18 protein-coding genes and 1 pseudogene are annotated in these 15805 nt (G+C 35.3%); 18 read left to right on the top strand and 1 reads right to left on the bottom strand.

The features are described from left to right. Window positions 1-34: 34 nt before the first annotated feature. The 7 genes from KHA93_RS07225 to KHA93_RS07195 all read left to right on the top strand — a co-directional run bounded on the left by KHA93_RS07225 (window position 35) and on the right by KHA93_RS07195 (window position 6617). On the top strand, window positions 35-1921 hold the full coding sequence (locus KHA93_RS07225; RefSeq protein ID WP_233711423.1) for an ABC-F family ATP-binding cassette domain-containing protein: 1887 nt from the start codon (window positions 35-37) through the stop codon (window positions 1919-1921). 75 nt (window positions 1922-1996) lie between these two features. After that, a complete protein-coding gene (locus KHA93_RS07220; protein ID WP_213110123.1) occupies window positions 1997-3121 on the top strand; it encodes a conserved virulence factor C family protein in 1125 nt (374 codons plus the stop codon). Window positions 3122-3147: 26 nt separating this feature from the next. Continuing rightward, window positions 3148-3585: a BrxA/BrxB family bacilliredoxin gene (locus KHA93_RS07215; RefSeq protein WP_213110122.1), complete on the top strand. Its 438-nt coding sequence runs from the start codon at window positions 3148-3150 to the stop codon at window positions 3583-3585. Between the two features lie 316 nt (window positions 3586-3901). Further along, the gene (locus KHA93_RS07210; RefSeq protein WP_213110121.1) at window positions 3902-4501 is read left to right on the top strand and encodes a YpjP family protein; all 600 of its coding nucleotides are present in this window, start codon (window positions 3902-3904) and stop codon (window positions 4499-4501) included. Between the two features lie 131 nt (window positions 4502-4632). Continuing rightward, on the top strand, window positions 4633-5319 hold the full coding sequence (locus tag KHA93_RS07205; protein WP_213110120.1) for an anthrax toxin lethal factor-related metalloendopeptidase: 687 nt from the start codon (window positions 4633-4635) through the stop codon (window positions 5317-5319). A gap of 21 nt (window positions 5320-5340) precedes the next feature. Next, entirely contained in the window at window positions 5341-6135 is a 795-nt protein-coding gene (locus tag KHA93_RS07200; protein WP_213110119.1) for a thymidylate synthase, read from the top strand. Next, window positions 6132-6617 (top strand): dihydrofolate reductase, encoded by a 486-nt coding sequence (locus KHA93_RS07195; protein ID WP_213110118.1) that lies wholly within the window; start codon window positions 6132-6134, stop codon window positions 6615-6617. The genes KHA93_RS07200 and KHA93_RS07195 overlap by 4 nt, the downstream gene beginning before the upstream one ends. Before the next feature lie 509 nt (window positions 6618-7126). Here the strand turns inward: KHA93_RS07195 and trhA are convergent. After that, a complete protein-coding gene (trhA, locus tag KHA93_RS07190; protein WP_213110117.1) occupies window positions 7127-7777 on the bottom strand; it encodes a PAQR family membrane homeostasis protein TrhA in 651 nt (216 codons plus the stop codon). 163 nt (window positions 7778-7940) lie between these two features. Between trhA and KHA93_RS07185 the strand changes: the two genes are divergently transcribed. The 11 genes and pseudogenes from KHA93_RS07185 to KHA93_RS07135 all read left to right on the top strand — a co-directional run bounded on the left by KHA93_RS07185 (window position 7941) and on the right by KHA93_RS07135 (window position 15772). Beyond that, window positions 7941-8783, top strand: a complete 843-nt coding sequence (locus KHA93_RS07185; protein ID WP_213110116.1) for a DegV family protein — start codon at window positions 7941-7943, stop codon at window positions 8781-8783. Between the two features lie 110 nt (window positions 8784-8893). Further along, window positions 8894-9688: an SGNH/GDSL hydrolase family protein gene (locus tag KHA93_RS07180; protein ID WP_213110115.1), complete on the top strand. Its 795-nt coding sequence runs from the start codon at window positions 8894-8896 to the stop codon at window positions 9686-9688. Window positions 9689-9714: 26 nt separating this feature from the next. Next, window positions 9715-10299: a YpmS family protein gene (locus KHA93_RS07175; protein ID WP_213110114.1), complete on the top strand. Its 585-nt coding sequence runs from the start codon at window positions 9715-9717 to the stop codon at window positions 10297-10299. Window positions 10300-10320: 21 nt separating this feature from the next. Then, window positions 10321-10863 (top strand): peptide-methionine (S)-S-oxide reductase MsrA, encoded by a 543-nt coding sequence (gene msrA / locus KHA93_RS07170; RefSeq protein WP_213110113.1) that lies wholly within the window; start codon window positions 10321-10323, stop codon window positions 10861-10863. A gap of 32 nt (window positions 10864-10895) precedes the next feature. Next, entirely contained in the window at window positions 10896-11285 is a 390-nt protein-coding gene (gene msrB, locus KHA93_RS07165) for a peptide-methionine (R)-S-oxide reductase MsrB (protein ID WP_213112811.1), read from the top strand. A 234-nt stretch (window positions 11286-11519) separates the two neighbouring features. Further along, window positions 11520-11600 (top strand): annotated as a pseudogene (locus KHA93_RS23170) (YjcZ family sporulation protein); the annotation flags it as partial. A gap of 168 nt (window positions 11601-11768) precedes the next feature. Continuing rightward, complete coding sequence (locus KHA93_RS07155; protein ID WP_213110111.1) at window positions 11769-11993, top strand: YozE family protein; 225 nt, start codon at window positions 11769-11771, stop codon at window positions 11991-11993. 34 nt (window positions 11994-12027) lie between these two features. Continuing rightward, window positions 12028-12195 (top strand): YozD family protein, encoded by a 168-nt coding sequence (locus KHA93_RS07150; RefSeq protein ID WP_213110110.1) that lies wholly within the window; start codon window positions 12028-12030, stop codon window positions 12193-12195. A gap of 374 nt (window positions 12196-12569) precedes the next feature. After that, window positions 12570-13277 (top strand): purine-nucleoside phosphorylase, encoded by a 708-nt coding sequence (gene deoD / locus KHA93_RS07145; RefSeq protein ID WP_213110109.1) that lies wholly within the window; start codon window positions 12570-12572, stop codon window positions 13275-13277. Window positions 13278-13306: 29 nt separating this feature from the next. Further along, the gene (locus tag KHA93_RS07140; protein ID WP_213110108.1) at window positions 13307-14128 is read left to right on the top strand and encodes a D-alanyl-D-alanine carboxypeptidase family protein; all 822 of its coding nucleotides are present in this window, start codon (window positions 13307-13309) and stop codon (window positions 14126-14128) included. A 186-nt stretch (window positions 14129-14314) separates the two neighbouring features. Further along, window positions 14315-15772, top strand: a complete 1458-nt coding sequence (locus KHA93_RS07135) for a lmo1851 family serine protease (protein ID WP_213110107.1) — start codon at window positions 14315-14317, stop codon at window positions 15770-15772. Window positions 15773-15805: the final 33 nt, after the last annotated feature.

Genomic DNA, 15805 nt, shown 5'->3' with positions numbered 1-15805 from the left:
TCAGCTTATGATGATATAGATTGGAATGGTTGGATTGAAGATTTTTTCAGCAGAAAATATTACGAAAGCCTATGGAGATAAGCGTTTATTTGAGGATATTTCCTTTCATGTAAATGAAAGAGATAGAATTGGTATCATTGGGGTTAATGGAACAGGAAAGTCTAGTCTCTTAAAGCTAGTTGCTCAAATCGATGAGCCGGATACTGGTGCATTTAGTCATCCTAAAGATTATACGATTTATTATTTATCTCAGTCGCCAGAAATGGACGAAACATTAACAATCCTTGACCAAGTGTTTAATAGTGATATAGCCATTATTCAATTAGTAAAATCATACGAACAAGCAATTGCTCAATTAGAAAAGAATCCGGAAAATGAACATTTTCAACATACTTTATTTGAATTGCAAAAGGAAATGGACGCGAAGAATGGTTGGGAAGCGAGTACAAATGCAAAAGTTATCTTGTCTAAGCTTGGTATAACAGACGTAAGCAAAAAGATAGGGTTGTTATCAGGTGGACAAAAAAAACGAGTAGCTTTAGCTCAAGCTTTGATTGAAACCCCTGACTTACTAATACTGGACGAACCTACGAATCATTTAGATTATGAAACGATAAAATGGTTAGAGGGATTTTTAAGTAAATATCCGAAAGCGGTAATGCTTGTAACCCATGATAGATATTTCCTAGACCAGACAACAACCCGAATTTTGGAACTGGATCATGGTCGTTTATTTTCTTACGATGGAAATTATGGTGCTTTTATTGAAGCGAAAGCACTGAGAGAAGAGCAAGAATTACAAGCAGAAGATAAAAGAAAAAATTTATATCGGAATGAACTTGCTTGGATTAAACGCGGAGCAAAGGCAAGATCAACAAAGCAAAAAGCGAGAATCCAAAGATTCGAAAAATTGGAAGGTGAGCTAGGGAAAGTTCCTTCTAAAGCTGATGTTGATATATCCCTTCAAGGTAGTCGCTTAGGCAAGCAAGTGTTTGAATTTATTGATGCATCAAAATCTTTCCAGGATCAAATAATGTTAAAGGATTTTAACTTACTGATCAAACCAGGGGATCGATTAGGAATTGTCGGTAAGAATGGTAGCGGAAAGTCTACATTCTTAAATTTGTTATCCGGTAAACTCACATTGGATAAGGGAGAGTTACTAACAGGGCAAACGGTAAAAATCGCTTACTATACTCAGGAAAATGAGGAAATGGATGGAAATAAGCGAATGATTGCCTATATTCGTGAAGCAGGAGAAGTGGTAGAAACAAGTAAAGGTGAAACGATTTCTGCTGCGCAAATGTTAGAAAGATTTTTGTTTCCAATGAGTACTCATGGAACGACCATTAAAAAGCTTTCTGGGGGAGAAAAGCGAAGATTATATTTGTTAAAATTATTAATGAGTAAACCGAATGTTCTTTTGCTGGATGAACCGACGAATGATTTGGATACAGCTACACTCACGATTTTTGAACAATATATTGATGAATTTCCGGGTGTCGTCATTTCCGTCTCACATGATCGTTATTTTCTTGATAAAACAGCGAATCAATTACTTGTATTTCAAGGGAATGGTGAAATAGATCAATATTACGGAACATATAGCGAATATTTGGATGCTGAGGCCGAGGAAGAAAAGAAAAATAGAGAGACTGAACAAAAAACATTACAAGCACCAAAACTAAAAAACGAGCAAGAAAAAAAGAAAAGAATGACATTTAATGAGAAAAAAGAATGGGAAACGATTGAGGATGAGATATCAGAAACCGAAACGAAGATTACCCAATTAACTGAAGATCTTGAGGGTATCGGAAGTGATTTTGAAAGAGCACAACTAATAATGAATGAAATCGAACAATTGAATAATCAATTAGAGCATTTAATTTCTAGATGGTCCTATTTATCTGAGCTAGTATAACTCGAATTTTCAAACGAAAACGAGTCTTATGATACAATAGGCAAATAAAAAACTTAGAGGGGGAACATAAAAAGTATGAAAATAATTACGATTGAACCTACTCCAAGTCCAAATACGATGAAAATTGTTCTAGATGAAGCATTGGTTGCCGGAAAAAATAATAATTATAAAAAAGAAAATGCTGAAGGAGCACCGCCTGTCATAAAGAATATCCTTAATATTGAAGGTGTAAATGGCGTCTATCACGTTGCGGATTTTTTAGCTGTGGAACGAAATGGTAAATATAGTTGGGAAGTAATTCTACCTCTAGTGAGGGAAGCATTTGGAGAAGAAAGTATTGCTTCAAATAAAGGAAATCAAAAGCCAGATGAGCATTTTGGAGAAGTAAATGTTCAGATTCAACTATTTAAAGATATTCCTCTTCAAGTAAAACTCACTAGTAGTAATGAAGAAAAAAGATTCGGGCTTCCAAACCGATTCCAAGAGGCGATGAGCAAAGCACAACTTCCGGAAGATAATTATATCCTACTCCGCAAGTGGAAGGATGTAGGGGTACGTTATGGAGATCTTGATCAAGTAGGAAAAGAAGTGGTCGATGAATTAGGTGCATCATATCCGGAAGAAAGATTGCGGGCTATATTGGAAAGAGCCCTTAATCCAACAGCAGAATTAAAACATATTAAAAAGTTAATAAAGCTAACACCCAATATGCTCGACGATCCTGATTGGAAAAAGCGATATCAATTACTGGAACAAATGCAAAATCCTACATTGGAAGATTTACCCGTATTAGAAAAAGCTTTATCTGATGAAAAACTATCGATTCGCCGCTTAGCGGTCGTTTATTTAGGAATGATTGAAGATAAACGCGTTTTGCCATTGCTTTATAAAGGATTACGAGATAAGACCGTTACTGTTAGAAGGACTGCAGGTGATTGTTTATCAGACCTTGGCTTTCCTGATGCAATGGATGAAATGTGTGAAGCGTTAAAAGATAAAAGTAGAATTGTACGCTGGAGAGCGGCTATGTTTTTATATGAGGTAGGGGATGAAAGATCCTTGCCAGCGTTAAAAGAAGCTGAAAATGATCAGGAATTTGAAGTTCAACTGCAAATTAAGATGGCCATTGAGCGCATTGAAGGTGGAGAAGAAGCGAAAGGGTCTGTTTGGAAGCAAATGACTGAAGCTAGAAGCAAATAAGAAAGTCAATAGAAGGAGTGATAAATATGTCAATGGCATATGAAGAATACATGAAACAAATTGTAAAACCAATGAGAGAAGAATTGACGAACGCCAATTTTCAAGAACTAAGAACAGAAGAAGCTGTAGAGGATTTTATGGAAAATGTTACAGGTACAACACTTGTTGTCATTAACTCGGTATGTGGATGTGCTGCTGGACTAGCTAGGCCTGCTGCCATTCATTCTGTATCGTTAAGTGAAAACAAGCCTGATCATCTCGTTACTGTTTTTGCTGGACAAGATAGAGAGGCGACAGAAAAAATGAGAAGTTTTATAAATGGACAGGAACCTTCTTCACCTTCTATGGCGTTGTTTAAAGGAAAAGACTTAGTACATTTTATCCCTAGAGAAGATATTGAAGATAACGATGTTGATACAATAGTTAAACATTTAATAGATGCTTTCAGCAAAAATTTTAGCTAAAAGAACAAAGCTCAAAAAATATCACATCGATTCAATTACAAATTTAGTGCATAAAAAACTAAAGCTGCGGTCATACTTTCCCGCAGCTTTAGTCAGCTATTGCACAATAAACGAAATAACCTATCATAATAAATGCGCCAATATTTATAAGAATACTCATGTAGAAAGCCCTCCTTATCATTACAGTAATTTTATTATAACTGAAATTCATATATTTGCCATTTTTTTATCAAAAATGATTCTTTTCTATCGATGTTCCATTAAAAATAGTATAAGATAAGTACATATATATTTTTCAATGAAAGGAGTAGCTGCGATGAAATTATGGATAAGAAAATCATTAATCATATTAGTTTCGATACTAACATTCGGAGCTGTTACTCCTTCGCATGCTTTATGGTCTGAAAATGATGAACTTCCTAAAGCGCAGCATCGCGGAAATCCACCAAATGATTCTGTACAAAAACCTAATATCCAAACACAAATCAACGTTGCGGTTAAGTCTCATAAAGAACAATTTATTGAAATGATGACAGATGAAGCTGAACGCCAGGCACTGATTAAATTTGGACCAAAAATTTCAGATGTAATCATAGATGAGTTTCAAGAAATCATTTTACCTCATATCGAAGCGGCAATTGAAATGACGGCTGCTCAATTTTCTGATGAAGAACTTGACAATCTTGCTATAACAGAAACACCTGGTGGCGGAGTCAGTGAGAAGATTTTTAACATATACAATGTCGGAACAAAACAAGATGTGATTCGTTTTCATGTAAGAAGGGATAAACCGCCTCTAGAAGGTTATAAATTTAATTTTCATTATCACACTTACCATGATCAATTTCAGACTCACTATACGATTGGTACAATAGATTGGAACAAAAATACACCTCCTAATTGGAGAACAGTTTGAAAGCAAGTTCGCTTCAGCGGCCTTGCTTTCTTTATTATTTTCCATTTTTGGAAGCATGAAGGTCATACTCCTAATCTATGAAAAATGCTATAATGAAATATATTTTCATAGATTCTAGGGAGTAGGGGCTTATGCGAAAATGGTTGATCATACCACCAATTTTGTTATTGATATTTATTGCGCTTTCTGCAACAACTAAAGCTACTTATGAGGGCATTCCTTTGAGTGATACGAGTATATATGATAAGTTGGATTTACAGTCTGGCAACTATTTAAAGGACATTGTAGTGCTTCCAGAAGTTTCATATAATAAGGCAGATGCTTCCGAAATCATACAAAGACTTGATCAACTTCCTTCTTCAATATTAGCTGAGGCTGCCAAAGAAAAGATTAAGGTTATTTTATTTAATGGTAAGTTAACAGATAATGCAAGTGCTGCTTATTTAAAAGGGAAAACTCCAAGAGGTTATCCGAACAATGCTACATGGGATGATGTACCAGGAATTGGAGGTTCTAAGCTCGTTTTAGTGAAAATTGGCTGTAGTAATAAAGGGATGGGACATGGCTCTGTAAATCTTGAATACCACGAATTGGCTCACACGCTTTATCACTTTGTTTTTAACGATAAAAAGAGTGAATTTAAACGAGTTTGGTCAAATGAAGCAAATCAATTGTTCCCTAAAAATCCTTATTTTATTAATTATGAAGAAGAATATTTTGCTGAAGGCTTCGCCTATTATTTTTTTTCTGATGATACAAGAACTATAATGAAGAAACAAGCACCTGAAACATTTCAGTTTTTTAAAAGATTACAATGATATTTAAAGGGATGTGTTTAGATGGAACAATATTTAAATTTGTGTAAAAGCGTTTTAGAAAATGGTACAAAAAAAGAAGATCGAACAGGTACTGGAACAATCAGTACATTTGGTTATCAAATGAGATTTGACTTGCAGAAAGGTTTTCCATTACTTACAACCAAAAAACTGCATACGAAATCGATCATTCATGAACTACTATGGTTTTTAGCGGGTGACACTAACATAAAGTATCTACAAGAAAATGGTGTTCGAATTTGGAATGAGTGGGCTGATGAGAATGGCGAATTAGGGCCTGTATACGGTAAACAGTGGAGATCTTGGACATCTGCAGATGGAAGAACATTTGATCAAATCAAAGATGTTCTCAACCAAATTAAACATAATCCAGATTCCCGCAGGATGATTGTTAATGCATGGAATGTAGGAGAAATAGAAAATATGGCTCTGCCTCCTTGCCATTGTCTTTTCCAATTTTATGTAGCAAACGGGAAGCTCTCTTGTCAACTTTATCAACGATCCGCTGATATCTTTTTAGGCGTGCCTTTTAATATTGCTTCATATGCCTTATTGACGATGATGATAGCGCAGGTTACTAATCTTGAACCTGGAGAATTTATTCATACGCTTGGTGACGCTCATATTTATTCAAATCATATTGAACAAATTGAGCTTCAGTTGCAAAGGGAACCACGTCCTTTACCAACGATGAAAATAAACCCTGAAGTTACTGATTTATTTGCTTTTAAGTTTGAAGATTTTACACTTGAAGGTTACGACCCACATCCAGCCATTAAAGGAGTAGTTAGTGTATGATTTCTTTTTTATGGGCAGAGGATAAGAATGGACTAATCGGAAAAGATAATGATTTACCTTGGCGACTACCGGCGGATTTGAAATATTTTAAAGAAACAACGATTGGTCATCCCATTATTATGGGTAGAAAAACATATGAATCAATAGGAAGACCTCTTCCAGGCCGAACAAATGTTATTCTTACTCGTGATATAAACTACCAAGTAGAAAATTGTCTTGTATTTCATTCCAAACGAGATCTTCTTCAATGGATAGAAAACAACGATTCTAACGTATTTGTCACAGGTGGTTCGGAGATATTTCAGCTTTTTCTTGAAGAAGTTGATCGTTTATATGTCACAAAAATATTCCACTCCTTTGAAGGCAATACATATTTTCCGAAATTAGACTGGGATAATTGGGTTGTTAAATCAACTCAAAAAGGACCAAAAGACGACAAAAATCCATACGATTATGAATTTAGGATATACGAGAGGAAATAAGAAGGGGCTGTCCAAAATGTCAGGTAACTGACCTTTGGTAGCCCCCCTCTTTTTTTTATTTTTTGGAGTTGGGTTAAATTGAATCTGTTGATTTGCTCTCCAGCATGGCTTATTTTTTAAAAAACACAACAAAAAATTGTCTTATCTAGTTAAATGGAATTGTGACATTGGCCCACATTATACTTTCAGAAAATGATCATAAAAATCCAAAAGCAGGTGGAGAAAACGAATGAATTTTCTCCACCTGCTTTATATTAGGGACTTATCGGACAGCCTCTTTTGTCCAATTTAAAGAAAGTTCAAGTTTTTATAAATAAATATGTTTGAACCTTTAACTTTTGCTGTCTCAGTTCTAGAGTTTTAGGAAACTTCAACCTACTTTAGTAAATATCAATTTGCCATTCAAGTGCAGCTGCAGGCGCCTTTCACTTTTCTGAGTTCTTTGTTTCATTTAACTCAGTAGATGACAGAATGAGGAACGTCTAAGTGCAAGGGGCTTGCGCTTTCAATTATACATAAAAAAGTATACAAAAATACATACACGCACTCCCACCAATGACGAACAAATGCCAAATGGCATGAGAATACGGAAGGTTACGCCAAATGTAAAAAACCGCTCCAACTGAATAAAGGAGCCCGCCAGTCAGTAATAGTGCAAAACCAGTACCGGTTAAGTTCGCATAAAGAGGTTTTATGGCAATTATGACAAGCCAGCCCATAGCTAAATAAAAGATGGTGGAAATAACTCGGAATTTATTGATAAGGAAACATTTAAACGTTATGCCAGCTACTGCAAGACCCCACACAATACCAAATAATGTCCATCCAAGTGCACCGTTTAAAGTGACAAGAACAAGAGGAGTATAAGTACCTGCAATCAAAAGATAAATTGCTGAGTGATCTAATATAGCAAATACATTCTTAACTTTAGATGGTTTGAAGCTATGAAGCATTGTTGAAAACAAATAAAGAAGGAGCATCGTCACGCCAAAAATAGTAAAGCTAACAACTTGAAGCGCTCCACCATTTTTTGCGGCTGATACAATCAGAATAACAAGTGCCGGAATACTTAATAAAAAACCAATTCCATGTGTAATGGCATTAGCCAATTCTTCTTTCCAATTATACGTTTGCCCATCCGTATAATATGTTGTCTCCATTATCATTCACCATCCTTAAAGATTCTTCAAACTCTTTTAATCATAGGACTAAGAAGTAATAATAGCAAATTATATTATTCTACATATTATTCTACATTATAACCTATTCAACCCTATCCAGAACCTGTATAATGGACTTTGAACTTCTAAAGGATGTGGCCATATGAGCAAAATTAAAATTGTAACCGATTCAACTTGTGACTTATCAACAAAGGAAGCGCGAAAATTAAATATACATGTAATACCATTATCCATTACAATTCAAGGAGAAACTTATCTAGATAGAATAGATATTACACCTGAAACATTTATGGAAAAAATGAAGGTTTCAGAGGAACTACCGAAAAGCTCTCAACCTGCTGTAGGCGAATTTCTGAAATTATATGATGAACTAGGAGAAGATGGAAGTGAGATTCTATCAATCCATTTAACTGGTAAAATGAGTGGAACAATAGAGTCAGCCAGAGCTGCATCAAAAATGACTGCTTCCAAAGTAACGATCATCGATTCATCATTCATTTCAAAAGCTCTTGGCTTCCAAGTAAGGGAAGCGGCAAAAATGTCAGAAGAAGGTAAATCGTTAGAAGATATACTTGCTTCTATTGAGAAAGTGCGTTTAGGGACAAAATTATATGTCGTAGTCGACACCCTCGAAAACTTGATGAAGGGTGGAAGAATTGGAAAGGGCAAGGCGATGATAGGGTCGCTGCTCAATATCAAGCCTATTGCTCTTTTGGAAGAAGGAGAGTATTCACCCGTTGCTAAAGTGAGGAGTAAAGCTCAGGCAGTAAAATACGTTATGAAGCATTTTATGGAAGATATTCATGGAAAGGCTCTTAAAAGCGTATGTATCTGTCATGCTGATGGCCTTGAACTCGCTCATTTATGTAAAGAAAAAGTTGAAGAACTTACCGGTTTTCTAGATATCGAAATTGATGATACAACGCCAGTTATCAGTACTCACACAGGCCCTGGGGCAATTGGATTTATGTATTATACAGAATAAAGAAAGCTCGAAAAAGTGATCTAGCCAAGATCGCTTTTTTGTGTTTCTACTGTCTCCTTACTTCCTAACCATGTTATAATAATGTGACTTTACAGTTGAGGGTGAGCATAATGATAAGAAAATACTTCAGTATTGCGATTGGCTGTATATTATTTTTAACAGGTTGTTCTGCCCCTTACACGACACAAGGGATTCATAATATAAATCGCGAAGAAAAACAATTGCCTCCTGCTGACTTTATGCCTTTATCTATAAAAATTGTATCCATTGGTGATTCGCTCACACAAGGTATAGGTGATATAGAAGGTAAAGGAGGATATATTCCTTATTTAAAAAGTAAACTAGAGAGCAATCGTAGTATAAAAGATGCTCAATTTAGTAATTTTGGTGTGAAGGGTAATCGAACTGATCAATTAATGAAACGTCTGAGTCAGGATGAAATAAAAAACTCTATAAAAGATGCTGACATTGTCATTATTACAATTGGTGGAAATGATGTAATGCAAGTATTTAAAGAAAATATAATGGGTCTTCATGTTAAAATGTTTTTAGATGCAGAAAAAGGGTATGATGAAAGATTAACAGATATAATTGATAAAGTAATTTCATATAACACGGATACAGAGATATTTCTTGTAGGAATATACAATCCATTCATAAGATGGTTTTCTGATTTAAAAGAAATGGACGAAATCGTAAAAAGCTGGAATCAATCTAGTTCTAGTGTGATTTCTGAATATTATCAAACAACCTTTGTTCCAATTGATGATATATTTCATAACCAAGAGGAAAGCTTACTTTATACCGATTATTTTCATCCTAATAACGAAGGTTATAAACTAATAGCAGAGCGCATATACGATTATCTTGGTAATAAAGGGAAATTAGAAAAGCAATTGAAATAACAAAGGGTTACAGGGGAAGGTATAGAATGAAGAATAAAAACATTTGGAAGCTACTTTTCATGACATTATTATCATTAAATATACTTTTTCTACTAGGAATAGGGATACTGATTTTTCTTGCGGTAGATCAAGAGCCTGTCCCTGAAAAAAAGGTGTCCACTTCGAACATGTCAGAATTTTTAATACGAACGGAAAAGCAGGACCTCAATAAACTTATCAATCATTATATTGAGAAGGAAGGGTTAGACGGTCCTATTCATTACAGTGTATTGTTGACCGATGAAGTAGAACTTTATGGAGAAGTACAAGTTTTTTCACAAAGTATGTATTTGAAAATGACCTTTGAACCTGTTGCATTAGATAACGGTGATCTTATACTAAAACAAAAGTCTTTATCTTTAGGGGATGTAAAACTGCCTGTTTCGTATATCCTTAAGTTTATTCGTGATGCTTATAAGCTGCCTAATTGGGTCATTATACAACCAAACGACAAACAAATATATGTTTCACTTCAACAGATGAAATTAAAAAGTGGTATCCAAGTTAGGGCTGAAGAATTTAACTTAGTGGATAATAAAATTTCTATGAAAATGTTTGTACCTGTTCATTAAAATGAAGGGAGGATGTTTGTTATGGAAAAATCTACAAGAAGTGAATTAGCAACTTTCGCTGGAGGTTGTTTTTGGTGTATGGTGAAGCCATTTGATGAACTGCCAGGTATTGAAAAAGTGGTGTCGGGTTATACGGCTGGATGGACAGAGCATCCTACTTATGAGGAAGTATGTTCAGGCACAACAGGACATACGGAAGCAGTACAAATTACATTTAGTCCAGATCTATTTCCATATAAGCGTTTGCTGGACATATTTTGGATGCAAATTGACCCGACAGACCAAGGAGGACAATTTTTTGATCGTGGCGATTCCTATCGAACAGCCATATTTTATCATTCCGATGAGCAAAAACAACTTGCAGAACAGTCAAAATATGAGTTGGGAAAAAGTGGTATATTTTCTCATCCAATAGTTGTTCCAATTGAGCCTGCTAAGGCTTTTTATCCAGCGGAAGAGTACCATCAACATTTTTATCGGAAAAATCCGGAACGTTATGAAGCTTATCAGTTAGGGTCTGGAAGAAAACATTTTATCAATAAGCATTGGGGGGATTTGAAGTGAATAAGGATGAACTTAGAAAAAAACTAACACCCATGCAATTTCACGTAACACAAAATAATGGAACAGAACCACCTTTCGATAATGAGTATTGGAATAACGAAGCGGAAGGGATTTATGTTGACATTGTATCAGGAAAACCTCTATTTAGTTCAAGAGATCAATACGATGCAGGATGTGGTTGGCCAAGCTTTACAAAACCAATTGCCGAAAATGAAGTGGTGGAGAAAGAGGATCTAAGCCATGGTATGATTCGAACGGAAGTAAGAAGCAAAGAAGGGAATTCGCATTTAGGCCATGTTTTTCCAGATGGACCAGGACCTTTACAGCTTCGGTATTGTATTAACTCCGCAGCCCTTCGCTTTATCCCTAGAGAGGATTTGAAAAAAGAGGGATATGAGAAGTATGAGGGATTATTTATATAAAGTATTCATATTAAAAAATGTAACGAATATAGCATCCATTAACTTGGATGCTTTTATTATGTCTATGGGCAAACGCACAAACAGCCCATAACACTCATACATAATATAGGAACGAAGATATTAAAGAATTGAGGAGTGAATGATATGTATTACGGAGGCTACGGTTACGATGGCTGCTGCCCTACCTATCCGGCGTATGGTGGATATGGTGGATGTGGTTTTGGGTATGGCGGTTTCGCAGGTGGTTTTGCGCTAATCGTTGTATTGTTTATTTTATTAATCATCATTGGCGCCTGCTGGTGTTTTCCTAATTGATTAAATGCCCCCTTCCAATTAGGGGGCAAAATTATTAAATATATCCGAATGAATGTCGCCTGATTGCATACATTGTAAAAACGAGATAATAAAATTCATTTACGTATGAAATTCAATCCGCTATATTTGTTAGAAAAGGATGGAAATTGAAAGGCGGATTAATCTTTAATGAATAAATCTTTTTATCATTTTCTTATGAAATTCAGACAGCCACATTTAAAAGATGATATTAGCAAATTTGCGAACGATGCTTATCAAGACCACAGCTTCCCAAAACATTCGGATGATTACCATGAATTGAGTGCTTATTTGGAGCTGAATGGCGAGTATTTGCCCTCGTTAGCTCTTTTTGATCATGTTTGGGACCTATATTTAGAAGCTGAAAAAAAATAACCTAGGTAGAAAATTCAGAAAGGGAGAGAAGGGAATGCGTGAAACGGAAGTGTTCATTGACACAGAGGAAATAGCTGAATTTTTCTATCATGAGCTAATAAAAAGAGGCTACGCCCCAACTGAGTTTGAATCGGAAGAATTAGCTGATATCACCTTTGACTATTTAGTTTCCAAATGCATTATCGAAGAATGGGATGAATGAAGATAATACTTGGTTTTTACGCCAATTCATATTGGCGTATTTTTTATTGTCAAAATTTCTACATATAACGATTTTCTTTCAACAAAATTTGCAACGAGGGATTGAAAGAATTAGAATGGTATAGAGAAAAGCTTTAACGCCCTGTCATCGTCATTCTGGCCCTCAGAATCATGGTCTATCGATGTTTCACAGGATGTGGAAAGTTTTAGTCGACGCCCCTCTTTTGACCTTTTACTTTCGATAAAGTTAACATGAAGTTGTTGGAATATAGTGCTACAATTGGAAGCAATGTTGATTTATTGCAAGGAAAAGGGTAGAGAGTTTGTTAGTCGATAGCTGCTTACCCGATACAATAAAAATTAGGAGTGATTTTCTTGAGTATTCATATCGCTGCAGGTCAAGGTGAAATTGCTGAAACAGTATTATTACCTGGAGACCCATTACGTGCAAAATACATAGCTGAAACATTTCTTGAAAATGCAGTCTGCTATAATGAAGTCAGAAATATGTTTGGTTACACTGGTGAATATAAGGGTAAAAGAATATCAGTACAAGGTACAGGTATGGGAGTTCCTTCTATATCCATTTACATTAACGAGTTAATGCAAAGCTATAATGTTCAAAATTTAATCAGAGTAGGTACATGTGGCGCTATTCAAAAGGACGTCAAAGTTCGTGATGTTATTCTTGCTATGACATCATCTACTGACTCACAAATGAATCGAATCATTTTTGACGGTATCGATTATGCTCCTACTGCTTCATTCCAATTACTTAAAAATGCTTATGATGGAGCGGTAGAAAAAGGTCTTCAAGTAAAAGTAGGTAACGTATTTACAGCAGATATGTTCTATAACGACAATGCCGACCATGAAAAATGGGCACAATACGGTATACTTGCATTAGAAATGGAAACATCCGCTCTCTATACTCTAGCTGCTAAATTTGGTAGAAAGGCTTTATCTGTACTTACTGTCAGCGATCATATATTAACAGGAGAAGTTACGTCTGCTGAAGAAAGACAAACGACCTTTAATGAAATGATTGAAGTAGCATTGGAAGCAGCAATTAAAGAATCATAAAATGATTCTAGAAAGAAATGTGGGTAACGATGAAAAAATTAATCATAACACTAACTGCTGCTGTTCTCCTTTCAGGCTGTTCAGTCAAAATTCCGTTTATTAATGAAAAGCCTGAAGAAAAAGCTGAAAAAAATCCACAACTTGCAGAACGGAAAGAACAAACGAAAGAACATTATGGAAGCAACCAAACGAGTGACGATTCTTTATATGCCCTTGAAGCTGCTTATTTTAATACAATTAAAGAGGTCAAAGGCGTAAAAGAAATCGTCAACTCAGATAATGTTTTAGCGTTAGTCAACAAAGACTTTGCTCTGCCTGGGACTTACATACCAGCGGATTTAGTTCGACCTAACGTTCCATTTTCTTTTGGTGATCAAGATATTGAAAAAAGCTACTTACGCAAAGAAGCTGCTGATGCACTAGAGAAAATGTTTTCTGCTGCAGAGAAAGCTAACATCCATCTCTTTGCCGTCTCTGGTTACCGCTCGTATGTTAGGCAAGTATCAATATTAAATAATGAAATTGACAGAGTAGGTAAAGATAAAGCCATGCAAGCAGTCGCTATTCCAGGAAAAAGTGAGCATCAAACTGGACTAGCTATGGATATCTCTAGCGAAAATGTACAATATTTATTATCCGAAGATTTTGGTGAAACAGACGAAGGAAAATGGCTAAAAGAAAATGCTTACCGTTTTGGTTATATCCTTCGATATCCAAAAGAAAAGGTAGAAATAACTGGGTATCAGTTCGAACCTTGGCATTTTAGGTATGTCGGTGAGAAAAATGCAGAAATAATGTATAAAAACAATTGGACACTTGAAGAATTTTTTAAGGAAGTCCGAAAAATATAAAACATTAGAAGGCCAAGCTTCTCTTAGTATGCACTGGCATAGAGAATGCTTGGCTTTTTTAGGCATTTTACTCATGTTAGCTTTATTATTGTAAAAAAAGCTGATAAAATATAAAAATTACTATACAATTTATTAAAAGATAAGTTTCTACTATTCTGAGCTGCTGAAATGAAAGTGGTGATTTAAATGGAAGAAGAAAAAAAGATAGAAGATCATTCTGAGGAAAATAGTTTTATCCGTATTAAGAAATTTAAATTTATTATGCTTATTTTTCTTTTAATTTTTTCAACTGCTGGGATAACATTAGTAGCACTTTCATTTGGTGACGAAAAAGCTGTCAGCGTTGCAATACCAGAAAGGAAAGAGTTTAGTAAATTATATGAAGCGTATGATATGCTGGACGAAAAGTATTTTGAAAAAGTAGATCATAAAAAATTAATTGATGGAGCAATTGCCGGAATGGTAAAAGCTCTCGATGACCCTTATTCCGATTATATGACGAAAGAGGAAAATGATAAGTTCCAAGAAAGTATTTCTGCATCTTTTCAAGGAATTGGTGCGGAAATTCAAGAAATGAATGGGGATATTGTAGTAGTTTCTCCAATAAAAGGATCCCCAGCGGAAAAAGCAGGTATAAAACCAAACGATAAGATTATCACTGTTGATGATAAAAATATTCAAGGTATGTCTGCAAATGAAGCAGTGCTTCTTATTAGGGGAGAAAAGGGAACAAAGGTAACCCTAAGTATCCAACGACCAGAAAATTCAGAAACCATTAAGATGACGATCACAAGAGACGAAATTCCTATCAATACGGTTTATGCGGAAATGTTGGATAATGGTGTAGCTAAAATACAAATTACAACATTCTCTAAGCATACGTATGACGATTTAGCTACAGCGATGAAAGAAATGGAAGACAAAGGAATGAAATCGCTCATTATTGATTTGAGAAGAAACCCTGGAGGACTTTTAGATCAAGCTATCCAAATCGCAAACCTTTTCGTTCCAGAAGGTAAGAACATAGTACAAGTTGAATATCGTGATGGTACAATTGAAAAAACAGCGGCACAAGCAGGTAAGAAAGTAGACATCCCAACTGTAGTATTGATTGATAAGGGGAGTGCCAGTGCGTCAGAAATTCTCGCAGGTGCTGTCAGTGAATCCGCTGGCATACAATTAGTTGGGGATAAATCTTTCGGTAAAGGAACCGTTCAAACGGCTAATAACTTTAAAGATGGATCGAATGTAAAATACACAATGGCAAAATGGTTAACACCAAATGGTAACTGGATTCACAAAAAAGGAATCGAGCCTGATGTTAAAGTTTCCTTGCCTGAATATGCGAATGTATCATATATTGATCCTGATAAAAAGTATAAAGTATCATCAGCGTCAAATGACGTGAAATCTGCTGAAGAAATGCTAAAAGTATTAGGATACAAACCTGGTAAAATTGATGGTTTCTATGATTCAGATACAGAAAAAGCCGTGAAAAAATTTCAAAAAGCTGAAAAGCTGAAAGTTAATGGAATTTTAACTGGAGAAACCACTGTGAAATTAATGAATAAACTTAGTGAACATATTCAAAAGAACGATCCACAAGTAAAAAAAGCGATTGAAGAGTTAACAAAAAACCAATAAAAAATAGTAGAAGGACTCCGTCAAAATGGAGTC

It is taken from the genome of Lederbergia citrisecunda (assembly GCF_018343695.1).
GTDB lineage: Bacteria > Bacillota > Bacilli > Bacillales > Bacillaceae_C > Lederbergia > Lederbergia citrisecunda.
The sequence above is the reverse complement of the archived record's forward strand: the minus strand, read 5'-3'. Positions and strand labels throughout refer to the sequence as shown.

What these genes read in the sequence shown, in the direction of transcription:
- KHA93_RS07220 (WP_213110123.1), top strand. Translation starts at nt 1,997, where the DNA reads ATGAAAATAATTACGATTGAACCTACTCCAAGTCCAAATACGATGAAA.
- KHA93_RS07215 (WP_213110122.1), top strand. Translation starts at nt 3,148, where the DNA reads ATGTCAATGGCATATGAAGAATACATGAAACAAATTGTAAAACCAATG.
- KHA93_RS07210 (WP_213110121.1), top strand. Translation starts at nt 3,902, where the DNA reads ATGAAATTATGGATAAGAAAATCATTAATCATATTAGTTTCGATACTA.
- KHA93_RS07205 (WP_213110120.1), top strand. Translation starts at nt 4,633, where the DNA reads ATGCGAAAATGGTTGATCATACCACCAATTTTGTTATTGATATTTATT.
- KHA93_RS07200 (WP_213110119.1), top strand. Translation starts at nt 5,341, where the DNA reads ATGGAACAATATTTAAATTTGTGTAAAAGCGTTTTAGAAAATGGTACA.
- KHA93_RS07195 (WP_213110118.1), top strand. Translation starts at nt 6,132, where the DNA reads ATGATTTCTTTTTTATGGGCAGAGGATAAGAATGGACTAATCGGAAAA.
- trhA (WP_213110117.1), bottom strand. Translation starts at nt 7,777, where the DNA reads ATGGAGACAACATATTATACGGATGGGCAAACGTATAATTGGAAAGAA.
- KHA93_RS07185 (WP_213110116.1), top strand. Translation starts at nt 7,941, where the DNA reads ATGAGCAAAATTAAAATTGTAACCGATTCAACTTGTGACTTATCAACA.
- KHA93_RS07180 (WP_213110115.1), top strand. Translation starts at nt 8,894, where the DNA reads ATGATAAGAAAATACTTCAGTATTGCGATTGGCTGTATATTATTTTTA.
- KHA93_RS07175 (WP_213110114.1), top strand. Translation starts at nt 9,715, where the DNA reads ATGAAGAATAAAAACATTTGGAAGCTACTTTTCATGACATTATTATCA.
- msrA (WP_213110113.1), top strand. Translation starts at nt 10,321, where the DNA reads ATGGAAAAATCTACAAGAAGTGAATTAGCAACTTTCGCTGGAGGTTGT.
- msrB (WP_213112811.1), top strand. Translation starts at nt 10,896, where the DNA reads ATGCAATTTCACGTAACACAAAATAATGGAACAGAACCACCTTTCGAT.
- KHA93_RS07155 (WP_213110111.1), top strand. Translation starts at nt 11,769, where the DNA reads ATGAATAAATCTTTTTATCATTTTCTTATGAAATTCAGACAGCCACAT.
- KHA93_RS07150 (WP_213110110.1), top strand. Translation starts at nt 12,028, where the DNA reads ATGCGTGAAACGGAAGTGTTCATTGACACAGAGGAAATAGCTGAATTT.
- KHA93_RS07140 (WP_213110108.1), top strand. Translation starts at nt 13,307, where the DNA reads ATGAAAAAATTAATCATAACACTAACTGCTGCTGTTCTCCTTTCAGGC.
- KHA93_RS07135 (WP_213110107.1), top strand. Translation starts at nt 14,315, where the DNA reads ATGGAAGAAGAAAAAAAGATAGAAGATCATTCTGAGGAAAATAGTTTT.